The sequence below is a fragment of the Pannonibacter phragmitetus DSM 14782 genome, assembly GCF_000382365.1.
Lineage (GTDB): Bacteria > Pseudomonadota > Alphaproteobacteria > Rhizobiales > Stappiaceae > Pannonibacter > Pannonibacter phragmitetus.
Window position 1 is genome coordinate 211,656 of sequence record NZ_KB908218.1, and the last position, 12,175, is coordinate 223,830.

General features: G+C 63.5%; 15 protein-coding genes. 3 read left to right on the top strand and 12 right to left on the bottom strand.

Annotated elements, in window-relative coordinates; translation table 11 throughout:
* The first annotated feature begins 109 nt into the window (after nucleotides 1-109).
* A complete protein-coding gene (locus H163_RS0109420; protein ID WP_019964326.1) occupies nucleotides 110-604 on the top strand; it encodes a VanZ family protein in 495 nt (164 codons plus the stop codon).
* On the opposite strand, the gene rimM is transcribed toward H163_RS0109420, so the two are convergent.
* From rimM to ffh, 4 genes are read right to left on the bottom strand one after another with little or no spacing between them, the layout of a single operon-like run.
* On the bottom strand, nucleotides 550-1,107 hold the full coding sequence (gene rimM, locus H163_RS0109425) for a ribosome maturation factor RimM (RefSeq protein WP_019964327.1): 558 nt from the start codon (nucleotides 1,105-1,107) through the stop codon (nucleotides 550-552). The genes H163_RS0109420 and rimM overlap by 55 nt on opposite strands.
* 58 nt (nucleotides 1,108-1,165) lie before the next feature.
* A complete protein-coding gene (gene rpsP / locus H163_RS0109430; protein ID WP_019964328.1) occupies nucleotides 1,166-1,537 on the bottom strand; it encodes a 30S ribosomal protein S16 in 372 nt (123 codons plus the stop codon).
* 18 nt (nucleotides 1,538-1,555) lie between these two features.
* Nucleotides 1,556-1,894: a chorismate mutase gene (locus H163_RS0109435; RefSeq protein ID WP_019964329.1), complete on the bottom strand. Its 339-nt coding sequence runs from the start codon at nucleotides 1,892-1,894 to the stop codon at nucleotides 1,556-1,558.
* Nucleotides 1,891-3,471: a signal recognition particle protein gene (ffh, locus tag H163_RS0109440; RefSeq protein WP_019964330.1), complete on the bottom strand. Its 1,581-nt coding sequence runs from the start codon at nucleotides 3,469-3,471 to the stop codon at nucleotides 1,891-1,893. The genes H163_RS0109435 and ffh overlap by 4 nt, the downstream gene beginning before the upstream one ends.
* Before the next feature lie 366 nt (nucleotides 3,472-3,837).
* Here ffh and H163_RS0109445 point away from each other — a divergent pair, with 366 nt between their 5' ends.
* Both H163_RS0109445 and H163_RS0109450 read left to right on the top strand, forming a co-directional pair.
* Nucleotides 3,838-4,221, top strand: a complete 384-nt coding sequence (locus H163_RS0109445; protein WP_019964331.1) for a VOC family protein — start codon at nucleotides 3,838-3,840, stop codon at nucleotides 4,219-4,221.
* A gap of 199 nt (nucleotides 4,222-4,420) precedes the next feature.
* Nucleotides 4,421-5,863, top strand: a complete 1,443-nt coding sequence (locus tag H163_RS0109450) for a TrkH family potassium uptake protein (protein ID WP_040678465.1) — start codon at nucleotides 4,421-4,423, stop codon at nucleotides 5,861-5,863.
* A gap of 23 nt (nucleotides 5,864-5,886) precedes the next feature.
* On the opposite strand, the gene ureG is transcribed toward H163_RS0109450, so the two are convergent.
* The 8 genes from ureG to H163_RS0109490 all read right to left on the bottom strand — a co-directional run bounded on the left by ureG (nucleotide 5,887) and on the right by H163_RS0109490 (nucleotide 12,144).
* The gene (ureG, locus tag H163_RS0109455) at nucleotides 5,887-6,507 is read right to left on the bottom strand and encodes an urease accessory protein UreG (protein WP_026355669.1); all 621 of its coding nucleotides are present in this window, start codon (nucleotides 6,505-6,507) and stop codon (nucleotides 5,887-5,889) included.
* A complete protein-coding gene (locus H163_RS0109460) occupies nucleotides 6,504-7,193 on the bottom strand; it encodes an urease accessory protein UreF (protein WP_244296178.1) in 690 nt (229 codons plus the stop codon). The genes ureG and H163_RS0109460 overlap by 4 nt, the downstream gene beginning before the upstream one ends.
* Nucleotides 7,194-7,261: 68 nt before the next feature.
* A complete protein-coding gene (locus tag H163_RS0109465) occupies nucleotides 7,262-7,900 on the bottom strand; it encodes an urease accessory protein UreE (RefSeq protein WP_019964335.1) in 639 nt (212 codons plus the stop codon).
* The gene (locus H163_RS0109470; RefSeq protein ID WP_026355671.1) at nucleotides 7,897-8,508 is read right to left on the bottom strand and encodes a glutathione S-transferase family protein; all 612 of its coding nucleotides are present in this window, start codon (nucleotides 8,506-8,508) and stop codon (nucleotides 7,897-7,899) included. The genes H163_RS0109465 and H163_RS0109470 overlap by 4 nt, the downstream gene beginning before the upstream one ends.
* 48 nt (nucleotides 8,509-8,556) lie before the next feature.
* Nucleotides 8,557-10,269, bottom strand: coding sequence for an urease subunit alpha (ureC, locus tag H163_RS0109475; RefSeq protein ID WP_019964337.1), 1,713 nt, complete (start codon nucleotides 10,267-10,269; stop codon nucleotides 8,557-8,559).
* A gap of 64 nt (nucleotides 10,270-10,333) precedes the next feature.
* Complete coding sequence (locus H163_RS0109480) at nucleotides 10,334-10,639, bottom strand: urease subunit beta (protein WP_019964338.1); 306 nt, start codon at nucleotides 10,637-10,639, stop codon at nucleotides 10,334-10,336.
* Nucleotides 10,640-10,919: 280 nt separating this feature from the next.
* Nucleotides 10,920-11,222 carry an urease subunit gamma gene (locus tag H163_RS0109485; RefSeq protein ID WP_019964339.1) on the bottom strand — a complete coding sequence of 101 codons (303 nt, stop codon included), beginning with the start codon at nucleotides 11,220-11,222 and terminating at the stop codon, nucleotides 10,920-10,922.
* A gap of 31 nt (nucleotides 11,223-11,253) precedes the next feature.
* On the bottom strand, nucleotides 11,254-12,144 hold the full coding sequence (locus H163_RS0109490; protein WP_019964340.1) for an urease accessory protein UreD: 891 nt from the start codon (nucleotides 12,142-12,144) through the stop codon (nucleotides 11,254-11,256).
* Between the last annotated feature and the right edge of the window lie 31 nt (nucleotides 12,145-12,175).

The following is a 12,175-nucleotide window of genomic DNA, read 5'->3' on the forward strand; positions in this document are numbered from 1 at the left end:
CGCTTTCCGGCAAGGGAGTGTCAACCATGCCCGCAGGTTTGTGCTGACGGGCAAGCTGGCCTTAACACCTGCCGCCCGAGACTGGGGCTCTCAAGACCGGAGTTGACCCTTGCCCCGCATCCGTTTCGCCCTGCCGCATGTCATTGCCTATTATGTGGACCGGGACTACATCGACATTTCGCTCAGTCGCGTGCTGCCTCTGGCGGCCTTGTGCCTGTTCGGACTGCTGACCGGGGTGATCTTCAATCATGGCCTGCAGCACCCTTATGACAAGATGCTGCATGTCGGATTCTTCGGCTTGCTGACGCTTTCGATCCACGCGTTCTTCTGCTGCCGGCTGCGAATTTCGGCAATCTCATCGCTGGCGCTGGGCTTCACTGGCGAATGGGTGCAGATGTTTATTCCCGGCCGCGATGCGTCGCTGCTGGATGCGGTGGCCAATGGGACCGGCGTGGTGCTGGTCGTTGCCGCCATCGCCCTGTGGCGGATGGAAAGCCGGAAGATCGACGCAGAAAGGCAATCAGGAGAAACGGCAGGCTTCGGAGAGCTTCAGCCCATCCGGTTGTCATCATCCCCGTCGTCGCGCGGTGTCTCGGACAGGTAACCGTCCGGAATGGCGGTGACGACACGGCGATCGGCCATGCTGACTTCGGGCACGAAATCCCGTGTGAAGGGAATGTAGAAGGAACGGCCTCTGGCGGGGCGCAGTTCCAGAAGGTCACCGGCGCCGAAATTCTGAACCATCACCACCTTGCCGACGGGGTTTCCGTCCGCATCCACGGCATCCATGCCGATCAGGTCCGAATGGTAGAACTCGTCTTCTTCCGTCTCTGGTAGACGGTCGCGCGGGATGTAGAGTTCCAGCCCGTTGAGGGCTTCGGCCGCGTTGCGGTCGCCAATCTCCTTGAATTTGGTGACGACGACGGTTTTTTGCACGCGGGCTTTGGAAACGGTGAAGCGGCGGGAGCCGTCAGCGGTTTCCAGAACGCCATAATCCGTGAAGGAGAGCGGGTCATCGCCAAAGGGCTTGACCCGCACTTCCCCGCGAATGCCGTGGGCAGCGCCAATGACGGCCATCAGGACCTTGTTTTCAGAAGCTTTCGTCATTGCCGGGCTTCCTGTGTCCCAAGGCTGATGTCACGCATGGCGCTGCCCGCAGTTTGCATTACTCGGAAGCTTCTGCTGCAGCAGCTGCTGCTTCTTCGGCCTTCTTCTTGGCAGCAGCGGCCTTCTCGGCAGCCTTCTTGCCCATCTCGGCCTTCTTCGGGTTGCTGCGGGCTTCGCGCTTCATGAGGCCGGCTTCGTCCAGGAAGCGGGCGACACGGTCGGTCGGCGTTGCGCCGTTGGCGAGCCAATGCTTGACGCGGTCGATGTCGAGAACGACGCGCTCTGCGGAATCCTTGGAAACCATCGGGTTGTAGGAGCCGACCTTCTCGATGAAGCGGCCGTCACGCGGAGCGCGGACGTCAGCAACGACGATGCGGTAGTAAGGACGCTTCTTGGCGCCACCACGGGCGAGACGGATTTTCGTAGCCATTTGAGTTTCTCCAGTTGTTCAGTTGCCGTTCGAGGCGGCAATGGCTTCGTGATGCCGGATGACTTCCTTGACGATGAACGCCAGGAATTTCTCGGCAAAGTCAGGATCGAGGTTGGCATCGGCAGCAAGGCGCCGCAGCCGCTCGATCTGAATCTGTTCGCGCGCCGGATCAGCGGCCGGCAGCGCATGAGTGGCCTTGAGGTGGCCGACCTTCTGGGTGCACTTGAAGCGCTCGGCCAGCATATGAACCAGCGCCGCATCAATGTTGTCGATCGAGGCGCGCAGGGCACGCAGTTCGGCCAGTGCGGCGCTTTCCCCGAGCTGGGTGTCAGCGGCGGTCTTCTTCAGATCGTTCATCGCTTCTTGCCCTTTCCTCCAAGGCCGGGGAAACCGCCCATGCCGCCCAGACCACCAAGACCGGGAAGCTTCGGCAGGCCGCCGAGGCCGCCCATGCCGGGAGGCAGTCCACCCGGAAGGCCACCAGCGCCGCCATCGGGCAGACCCTTCAGCAGGTCACCGGCGCCTGGGATCTTGCCGCTCTTGGCCAGTTCTTCGAGCTGTTTCGGATCGATGTTGGGCATGCCGCCGGCCATGCTGCCGCCGAGTGCGCCCATCATCTTGCCGAGCATGCCCTTGTTCTTGCCCATCATTTTCATGACGTCGGCCATCTGGCGGTGCATCTTCAGCAGCTTGTTGACCTCGGCCACATCCACGCCGGACCCGGACGCGATGCGCTTCTTGCGGCTGGCCTTCAGGATGTCGGGCTTGCGCCGCTCCACCGGGGTCATGGACTGGATGATGGCGATCTGGCGCTTGAACATGCGCTCGTCGATATTCGCCGCATCCATCTGCTTCTTGAATTTCGAAATGCCGGGAAGCATGCTCATCATGCCCGACATTCCGCCGAGCTTTTCCATCTGGCGCAGCTGATCGGCCAGATCTTCAAGATCGAAGGTGCCCTTCTGCAGCTTGGCCGCCATCTTCGCGGCCTTTTCCGCATCGATGGCTTCGGCAGCCTTTTCCACCAGCGAGACAATGTCGCCCATGCCGAGAATGCGGTCGGCGATGCGGCGGGGATGGAAATCCTCCAGAGCGTCCGACTTTTCGCCCGTGCCGATCAGCTTCACCGGCTTGCCGGTGACGGCGCGCATGGACAGGGCTGCACCACCGCGGCCGTCGCCGTCCATACGGGTCAGCACGATGCCGGTGATGCCGACGCGCTCGTCAAAGCTGGTGGCAAGGTTCACCGCATCCTGACCGGTGAGGGAGTCGGCGACCAGCAGGATTTCATGCGGATTGGCTGCGGCCTTGACCTCGGCCATCTCCAGCATCAGCGATTCATCGATGTGAATGCGGCCGGCGGTGTCGAGCATCACCACATCATAGCCGCCGAGGCGGGCGGCCTGAATGGCGCGGCGGGCAATCTCGACCGGGCCCTGACCGGCAACGATCGGCAGCGTATCGACGCTGTTCTGCTCGCCGAGAACCTTCAGCTGCTCCTGTGCCGCCGGGCGGCGGGTGTCGAGCGAGGCCATCAGCACCTTGCGCTTGTCGCGCAGGGTCAGGCGGCGGGCGATCTTGGCGGTTGTCGTCGTCTTGCCCGAGCCCTGCAGGCCGACCATCATGATGGCGACGGGGGCGGGGGCGTTGATGTCGATCGGATCGGCGTCGGAGCCGAGCATTTCCACGAGCTGATCGTGGACGATCTTGATGACCATCTGGCCCGGCGTGATCGACTTGACCACATCGGCGCCGACGGCACGGCTGCGCACCTTGTCGGTGAAGGAGCGGACCACGGGGAGGGCAACGTCGGCCTCGATCAGCGCGCGGCGGACCTCACGCATGGCCTCGTTGACATCGGCCTCCGACAGCGCACCACGGCCGGTGAGCTTGTCGAGAATGCCACTGAGGCGCTCCGACAGACTTTCAAACATGGCGCTCGTCCTTTCGTGTTGCGGTCCGGCCCCCGGCGCTCGTGCCGGTGCCCCTCCATCTAAGGTGCCGCTGTTCCGATCTCCAGCCTTGAGCCAAGGAAACCTTGCGCAAAGCAGTTTGACACCCGGGGGCGCATCGCGCTGCCGGGTGTTGACCTCCGGGCGCTCTTTATACCTTTGCGGGTCCCGGTCGGCTGATCATGTCTGGCGTCACTTTCGTGAAGTGCGCCGGACATACAGCGGAAACCGGCAGGGAGTCAAGGAAAGCCGGGCACGGGCGCGAATTTCCGCACGCCCCGGACTTGATGTTCTTTATCTGTTCCTGTTAGAGGCGTAAGGTCCGGACAGTTCCAACGGGAGGCAATCATGAATTTCTACATCACCCTCGGTACACGTGACCTTGCTGCTTCCATCGCCTTTTATGATGCGGTTCTGGCAACGGTTGGCTGGGCTTCCCATGCGCAGTTTCCCGGCTGGCAGGGATATTCGAAGGATGGCAAGGGCGAAGGGGTCACCGTATGGATCTGCGAGCCCTTCAACGGGGAACCGGCTTCGGCGGGCAATGGCACGATGGCCGCTTTTCCCGCAGCCTCGCCGCAGGAGGCCGATGCCTTCTACGCTGCTGCAATGGCGCATGGAGGCGTGGATGAGGGAGCAGCCGGTCCGCGCCCGCATTACGGGCCAGACTGGTATGCAGCCTATCTGCGTGATCCCTCCGGCAACAAGATTGCCGCCGTCTTCAACGGCTGAAGCAGGAGGGCAGGCTGACCCGCACACCGGTCTCCGCACAGGTCTTGCAGCGGGCAAGGCTTGAAATCGCCGCCGGAACAGGGAACATGCGCGTCAGGCATGGGGAAGGGCACAACTTCCCCTGCTGGTCCGCTGGCCTGTCCGGTCAGTCATTCAGGGCCTGTCATGGTTCGTGGTGACTGCCGGCGAAAGAGACACGATGGATTTTCGCGCTGTAATCCTGCCGATTGGCCGACTGCTGATCATCGTTGCCCTGTTCATGATCCCGCCCGCGATTGCCGATCTGATCGAAGGCAATCCGGACTGGATCGTTTTTGCGACTTCGGCCACCATTCTGGTGTGCATCGGCGCACTGATATCGGCGGCGCTGGACCGGCAGGAATTCAAGTTCCGGCCGCGCGAAACCTTCATTTTCGTCAATGCGGCCTGGCTTGCCTTCAGTTTTGCCGGGGCCATCCCGCTCTATGCCAGCGGCATTGGCCTGACCATGGCAGAGGCATTCTTTGAAGCGGCCTCAGGCCTGACGACGACCGGTTCCACGGTCATCACCGGCCTCGACAACATGCCGCCCGGCATCCTGCTCTGGCGCAGCCTGCTGCAATGGATCGGTGGCATCGGTATCGTCGTGATCGGCATATGGCTGCTGCCGGGCCTCAGGGTCGGTGGCTCGCAGCTCTTCGCCATCGAATCATCGGAAAAGACCAGCAAGCCCTATGGCCGGATCGAGCCATTCATTCTGCGGCTGCTGTCGCTCTATCTTCTGCTGACCGTCTTTTGCGGGCTGCTCTATTATCTTGCCGGCATGTCGGCCTTCAACGCGCTGACACACGCACTGACAACGGTGTCTACCGGCGGCTTTTCCACGTCCGACAGTTCGATGGCACAGTTCAACAGTCTGACGATCCTCTGGATTTCCATCGTCTTCATGACCCTGTCTAGCCTGCCGTTTCTCTATCTCATCAAGCTTGCGGAACGGCGCGAGTCACCTCATCCCCAGCAGGTGCGCTTCTTCCTTCTACTGATCCTGGCGGTGAGTTTTGTGCTCTTTATCGGTGTCCGTGACCGGGTCGACGCTGAGCCCTTTGCGCTTTTCACCCATGCCATGTTCAACGTCGTCTCGGTGGTCACCACCACGGGCTATGCCAGCACCGATTATCTTCTCTGGGGCAATTTCGCCATCGTGCTGTTCTTCCTGCTGACCTTCGTCGGCGGCTGCTCGGGCTCCACCTCGGGCGGGTTTAAGATCTTCCGGATCCAGATCCTGCTCAGCTCGATCCGCGCCCTGCTGAAACGCGCGGTGCATCCGCACCGCATCATCGAGCCGCGGTTTTCCGGTGCGCCGGTCAGTCCCAGCGTCATGGAAGGCGTCTTCGTCTTTTCCATTCTCTATGCGGGCACATTCGGTGTCTTCGCGGTCATTTACACCATGATCGGCCTCGACCTTGAAACCGCCATCAGCGCCTCGATCACGGCGCAGGCGAATGTGGGCCCCGGCATCGGGCCGCTGATCGGCCCGTCCGGCACCTTCAGCCAGCTGCCCGACAGTGCCAAATGGCTGCTCGGCTTCCAGATGATCCTGGGCCGGCTGGAACTCATCGGCGGGCTGCTGGTGTTCAGCCCGGATTTCTGGCGCGAGACCTGATCCCGCGCCAGCCGGGTCTGATATCAGGTTTGCGGCAATCCGCCGGCGCGGATGATGAATTCCGCCACCTCGGTCATGCCCTTGCCAGTCTTGGCATTGGCAAAGACAAAGGGCCGCGTCTTGCGCATGCGGGCAGCATCGCGCTCCAGCACCTCGAGGCTCACCTCCACATGAGGGGCAAGCTCGGTCTTGTTGATGATGAGGAGATCCGAGCGGGTGATGCCCGGCCCGCCCTTGCGGGGAATGTCCTCACCGGCGGCCACATCGATCACATAGAGCGTCAGGTCGGCCAGTTCGGGCGAAAAGGTGGCAGCCAGATTGTCGCCGCCGGACTCGATCAGGATCAGGTCGAGATCCGGAAAGGCGCGGGTGAGGTCCTGCACGGCGGCGAGGTTGATGGAAGCATCCTCGCGGATGGCCGTATGCGGGCAGCCGCCGGTCTCGACGCCCCGGATGCGTTCGCTCGGCAGCGCCTGTGCCCGCATCAGGGCCTCGGCATCCTCGCTGGTGTAGATGTCGTTGGTGATGACGGCGATGGAATAGCGGTCGCGCAGGGTCTTGCAGAGCTGGCCGGTGATCGTTGTCTTGCCGGCGCCGACAGGGCCGCCGATGCCGACGCGCAAGGGTCCGTTGGGGGAAGTCATGTGCGGAACAGCCTCGTGTACTGGGTTTCGTGACGCATGGACGCAATGTCCGCGAGGAAGGTGCAGCTGCCAAGCCCCTCGATCCCGCTGGCGGCGGCGGTCTGCGCCGTCTCCAGCACTTCGGGCATCAGGGCTGCCAGCACGCGCTGGCCATCGGTCTGGCCAAGGGGCACGGCGCGCACCGCGGCGGAAATGATGTTGGCGGCAAAGGCGTGGAGATAGGCCCCAAGGCCTGCATCCAGCGGCACGCCGGATGCGGCGAGCGCAAGCCCGGCGGCAACCGGATAGGGCCATGGCTCCGCCGCTGCGCCGTCCTGTGCCAGATCCTGGAACAGGGTTGCGGCCGGGGCAGCGTCCGGCTGGCCGCCGCCCCAGGCATTGCGGACAGTTGTCAGAAAGGCGGTGCCTTGGGCGCTTGTCTCCACATACCGCTCGCGCGAGGGGCACAGGGCCAGGCCAAGGGCAGCCAGCTCGCGCAGGTGAGCCGCATCGCCTGCCATTGCGGCGCGCCAGCTCTCCGCCAGCAGGATACCATCCGTCCGGCCGGAACCATGACGCAGAACGCTGCAAAGCCAGAGGCGCAGGCTTGCGGCATCTTTCACGCCGCCATCCTCGATCACCTGCTCCAGCCCGTGGCTGTAGGTGAAAGCCCCCACCGGAAAGGCCGGTGAGAAGAAGGCCTGCATGCGGTAAAGCTCTGCCAGCCCCATCGCCGGCAGGGGTGTTTCACATGAATCAGGGTGGACTTCAGCGCTCAACGGCCGTGCCCGCCACCAGAACTGTGATCATGCTCATGGGAATGCGAGTGGTCATGAGCATGAGAATGCCCATGAGCATGACTGTGCGAGTGCGCATGAGAATGACTGTGTGAGTGGCTGTGCGAATGCCCATGCCCGTCATGAGAGTGCCCGCCATGAGAATGGCCATGCCCATGATCATGCCCGTGCGTGCGGCCCTGGCCATAGGCGCCGCCTTCCGGGTCGAAGGGCGCCATCGCATGGGTGAGGGTGCCGCCGAGGCGGACCACCATGTCCTCGATCACGTGGTCATGCAGGATGCGCAAGGTTCCGTCCATCAGCTGTGTCGGCAGATGGCGGTTGCCCAGATGCCAGGCGATCCGCATCAATGCGGCCGGTGAGGGCGCGGTGATGTCGGTCACAGCCTCCGGCGCCGCCTGAACCTTGATGATCCGGCCATCCTCCAGCTGCAGCCCGTCGCCATGACGCAGCCAGACGGCTTCGGGAAGATCCAGCAGGAAACTGGTGCCGCCATCCGTTGTCAGCAGCGCCCGGCGCCGGTGCCGGTCTTCGCCGCCGAGGGTGATGGTGTCCAGCGACCAGTCCGGCCAGGTGCCGGCCGGGCGGACGAGACCTGCGCGCAAGGGCGTGCTCATGTCTGAGCGCCCGCAATGCGCTTGCCGGCGGCCTTGAAGGCGGGGCGGCTCGTGGTCCGTTTCACATAGTCCGCAATCGGACCTTCCTTCGGGACGCCGAATTCGGGGATGCTTGAACCCCACATCAGGCAGTTGGTGATGATGATGTCCGCGACGGTGAAAGTGTCACCCATCACGTAAGTCTTTGAACCCAGCCGCTTGGCGAGAACGTCCAGTGCCTTCGCAAGCTCCACCTTGCAGGACCGCATGACTTCGGGAACGCCGACGTTCTCAGGGTGGATCGACGTGTTCTTGAAGCTGGTCCAGAGCGGGCCTTCGATGTCGTCCAGACAGAACATGGTGAAGCTGTCCTGGATGGCGCGGTCAATGGTCCCGGCCTTGAAGGTGCAGCCGCCGTGCTTGTCCGCAAGGTAGTGCAGAATGGCGGTGCTGTCGGCCAGGGCCACATCTCCGTCCATCAGCACAGGGATCTTGCCCGCCTGATTGACCGCCAGCACTTCAGGCGTGTGCGGCTTTGCCGAAAGGGTTTCGTAGGACTGGCCAAGCTCTTCCAGAAGCCAGTAGATGCGGCTGGCACGGCTCTGCGGTACGCCAATGACCTTGTACATTCCGGTTTCCTCCTGCGGCGCGTTTCCTTGCGCGCTCAACTTCTTATTTTAGAAAAGGAAATAACGCTGCGCCATCGGTAGAACCTCTGCCGGCTCGCAGGTCAGCAGCTCGCCATCCGCCCGCACTTCATAGGTTTCCGGATGCACCTCCACATGGGGCAGGGCGCTGTTGTGGATCATCGAGCGCTTGGAAATGCCGCCGCGCGTGTTCTTCACCGGCAGGACAAGACTGTCCAGCTCAAGCCGGTCCTTGATGCCATGGTCATGTGCAGCCTTCGAGACGAAGGTGACGCGGCTTGCCGTCATCGCCTTGCCGAAGGCGCCGAACATGGGCCGGTAATGCACCGGTTGAGGTGTCGGGATCGAGGCGTTGGGATCGCCCATGGGGGCTGCAGCAATGGTGCCAAGCTTCAGGATCATGTCGGGCTTGACGCCGAAGAAGGCAGGCGACCAGAGCACGAGATCGGCCAGCTTGCCGACCTCGACCGAGCCGATATGCTCGTCCAGCCCGTGGGCGATGGCCGGGTTGATCGTCACCTTGGCGATGTAGCGCTTGACGCGCATGTTGTCGTTTTCGCCGGTTTCCTCGGGCAAACGGCCGCGCTGCACCCGCATCTTGTGGGCCGTCTGGAAGGTGCGGATCAGGATTTCGCCGACGCGGCCCATGGCCTGGCTGTCGGAGGAGATGATCGACATGGCCCCCATGTCATGCAGGATGTCCTCTGCCGCAATGGTTTCGCGCCGGATGCGGCTCTCGGCGAAGGCCACGTCTTCCGGGATCGACGGGTCGAGGTGGTGGCACACCATCAGCATGTCGAGATGCTCGTCGATGGTGTTTTTCGTATAAGGCCGGGTGGGGTTGGTGGAGGAGGGGATGACATTTGCCTCGCCCACCACCTTGATGATGTCCGGTGCATGGCCGCCACCTGCGCCTTCCGTGTGGAAGGCATGGATGGTGCGGCCCTTGAAGGCGGCTTTTGTGTTCTCCACGAAACCGCTTTCGTTCAGCGTGTCCGTGTGGATCATCACCTGTACGTCGTATTCGTCTGCCACGGACAGGCAGGTGTCGATCGCCGCCGGTGTGGTGCCCCAGTCCTCATGCAGCTTGAGGGCGCAGGCGCCCGCCAGAATCTGTTCCTCAAGGGCAGCGGGCAGCGAGGCGTTGCCCTTGCCCGCAAAGGCAAGGTTCATCGGGAAGCTGTCGGCGGCCTGCAGCATCCGCGCCAGATGCCAGGGGCCGGGGGTGCAGGTGGTGGCGTTGGTGCCGGTGGCCGGTCCCGTACCGCCGCCCAGCATGGTGGTGACGCCGGACATGAGCGCCTCGTCGATCTGCTGCGGGCAGATGTAGTGAATGTGAACGTCGAGCGCGCCAGCGGTGAGAATACGCCCCTCTCCGGCGATCACTTCCGTTCCGGGGCCCACAATGATCGTGACGCCTGGCTGTACATCCGGGTTGCCGGCCTTGCCGATGCCTGCGATCCGCCCGTCCTTCAGGCCCACGTCGGCTTTCACGATGCCCCAGTGGTCGATGATCAGCACATTGGTGATCACCGTATCCACCGCACCGGCAGAGCGGGGATGCTGCGACTGGCCCATGCCGTCACGGATCACCTTGCCGCCGCCGAATTTCACCTCCTCACCATAGATGGTGAAGTCCTTCTCCACCTCGATGATCAGATCCGTGTCGGCCAGGCGCAGGCGGTCGCCGGTGGTGGGGCCGAACATGTCCGCATAGGCGGCGCGGGGCATCTTGAAGGACATGGGAGAACCTCGAAAATCACGTGTGAAAACAGGGCGTCAGGGACAGGCGCAGCGTTTCGGGCTGTCAGAGCGGTCCCATGACCTTCTGGTTGAAGCCATAGATGGTGCGGTCCCCCGTGAAGGGCACCAGCCGCACCTTGCGGGTCTGGCCCGGCTCGAAACGCACGGCGGTGCCTGCCGGAATATCCAGCCGCTGGCCGCGTGCCGCCTCCCGGTCAAAGGCCAGCGCCGGATTGGTTTCGGCAAAATGATAGTGGCTGCCCACCTGCACGGGCCGGTCGCCGGTGTTGGCGACTTCCAGCTCGGTCACCGGCGCCCCGGCATTCAGCTCGATCTTGCCATCAGCGGGAAAAATCTCTCCAGGGATCATCGTTTCATCTCCTTGTGGCCTTCGTGCGGGCCTGACAGCCAAACTCCAAAAACACTGCAGCGCCCCTCTCCCCCCTTGAGGGGGAGATGTCTGCGTCAGCAGACAGAGGGGGGTGGCAGCGCCTCAACACGGCACGCCTCTTGTATGTTCTGAGTGGCCCAGACCCCCCTCTGCCCCCTGCCGGGGGCATCTCCCCCTCAAGGGGGGAGAGGACCGGGTGCCGGACCCAGCGCAGGGGCTGAACAGTCCAGTCTCAGAAAAAAGCCTGCCCATGCTGCCCTTAGCGGATCGGCTGGTGGACGGTGACGAGCTTGGTGCCATCGGGGAAGGTGGCTTCCACCTGCACGTCATGGATCATTTCGGCAATGCCCGGCATCACCTGGTCGCGGGTGAGAACATGAGCGCCTGCCTCCATCAGTTCGGCCACGGTGCGCCCGTCGCGGGCGCCTTCGACGACGAAATCGCTGATGAGGGCGATGGCTTCGGGATGGTTCAGCTTCACGCCTCGCTCCAGCCGCCGCCGGGCCACCATGGCGGCCATGGAAATCAGCAGCTTGTCCTTTTCGCGCGGGGTCAGGTTCACGTGGGTCCTCCGTTATGTGGCCCTGGTCTGCTCAGCAGGACCAGAGGCGGGGCAGGGGGGCCTGCCGGCAGGTTTCAAGAAAGGTGATGAGGCCATCGCGCAGGCTGCGGCTGTCGGCACTGACGAAACGGGCCACAAGCTGGCCGTTCCAGGCGCTGACACCGCCGCGCAAGGGGCCGCCCTCGGGGGTGATCTGCTCCAGACACTGGCGCGCGCGGGCAAGGCCGCTTTCCGCATCGGGTCCGCAATCGATGAAAGTGGCAAAGGCGCAGCCGCCGCCAGCGGTGGCAATGCCGTCCAGCATCTGCGTGTCCGGCCCGATGGCGAGATTGTCGGCAAAGGCAAGCCGCCCATTGCGCCAGATCCGCCACTGGTCGCGGAAGGAAAGGGTCTTCACGCTCTCGCCCATCGCCTTGCGGCCAAGCACCACCATCTCAAGGCCGGTGAAGCGGGCCGATCCTTCAAGCCGCACCTCCATCTTGCGGGAGAGCGCGCTGGCCTCGAAGAGGATCAGCTCCTGCGGCAGCCATTCCAGATGCGCGCCGTCCTCTGCCGAAAGGCTGTTCAGCACTTCGCCGGTACCGCCGGAGCTGCGATAGGCGCGCTCGGCAGTCTGCGAGGTGAGGATGGCGCGGGTTCCGGCGGCGAGGTGCCCGGTGTAACTGAGGCGGTCGCCGCCGGTAATTCCGCCTGAGGTGTTCAGCAGCACAGCCAGCGGCACGCCGTCGTAAACCTTCGGCAGGCGGATTTTGGCGGAGCCGGATTGATAAAGGCCCTCCAGCCGGGTCTGGCCATCACGCAGGGCAAAGGACACGCGCGCCGTGCCACGGGCGCGCTGCATCACGGGCCGGGTGCTGCCCCCGCCGCCTGCTCCGCCTCCCTCGATGCCCGTTTCCGCCCGCATGCTGACCGTGTTCTCCATCCCCGCGCCCTTCAGGGCGTTTGCTGATCTT

What these genes read in the sequence shown, in the direction of transcription:
- H163_RS0109435 (WP_019964329.1), bottom strand. Translation starts at nt 1,894, where the DNA reads ATGAACGATCTGAAGAAGACCGCCGCTGACACCCAGCTCGGGGAAAGC.
- H163_RS0109490 (WP_019964340.1), bottom strand. Translation starts at nt 12,144, where the DNA reads ATGGAGAACACGGTCAGCATGCGGGCGGAAACGGGCATCGAGGGAGGC.
- rimM (WP_019964327.1), bottom strand. Translation starts at nt 1,107, where the DNA reads ATGACGAAAGCTTCTGAAAACAAGGTCCTGATGGCCGTCATTGGCGCT.
- rpsP (WP_019964328.1), bottom strand. Translation starts at nt 1,537, where the DNA reads ATGGCTACGAAAATCCGTCTCGCCCGTGGTGGCGCCAAGAAGCGTCCT.
- ureC (WP_019964337.1), bottom strand. Translation starts at nt 10,269, where the DNA reads ATGTCCTTCAAGATGCCCCGCGCCGCCTATGCGGACATGTTCGGCCCC.
- H163_RS0109460 (WP_244296178.1), bottom strand. Translation starts at nt 7,193, where the DNA reads ATGCAGGCCTTCTTCTCACCGGCCTTTCCGGTGGGGGCTTTCACCTAC.
- H163_RS0109450 (WP_040678465.1), top strand. Translation starts at nt 4,421, where the DNA reads ATGGATTTTCGCGCTGTAATCCTGCCGATTGGCCGACTGCTGATCATC.
- H163_RS0109445 (WP_019964331.1), top strand. Translation starts at nt 3,838, where the DNA reads ATGAATTTCTACATCACCCTCGGTACACGTGACCTTGCTGCTTCCATC.
- H163_RS0109480 (WP_019964338.1), bottom strand. Translation starts at nt 10,639, where the DNA reads ATGATCCCTGGAGAGATTTTTCCCGCTGATGGCAAGATCGAGCTGAAT.
- ffh (WP_019964330.1), bottom strand. Translation starts at nt 3,471, where the DNA reads ATGTTTGAAAGTCTGTCGGAGCGCCTCAGTGGCATTCTCGACAAGCTC.
- H163_RS0109470 (WP_026355671.1), bottom strand. Translation starts at nt 8,508, where the DNA reads ATGTACAAGGTCATTGGCGTACCGCAGAGCCGTGCCAGCCGCATCTAC.
- H163_RS0109465 (WP_019964335.1), bottom strand. Translation starts at nt 7,900, where the DNA reads ATGAGCACGCCCTTGCGCGCAGGTCTCGTCCGCCCGGCCGGCACCTGG.
- ureG (WP_026355669.1), bottom strand. Translation starts at nt 6,507, where the DNA reads ATGACTTCCCCCAACGGACCCTTGCGCGTCGGCATCGGCGGCCCTGTC.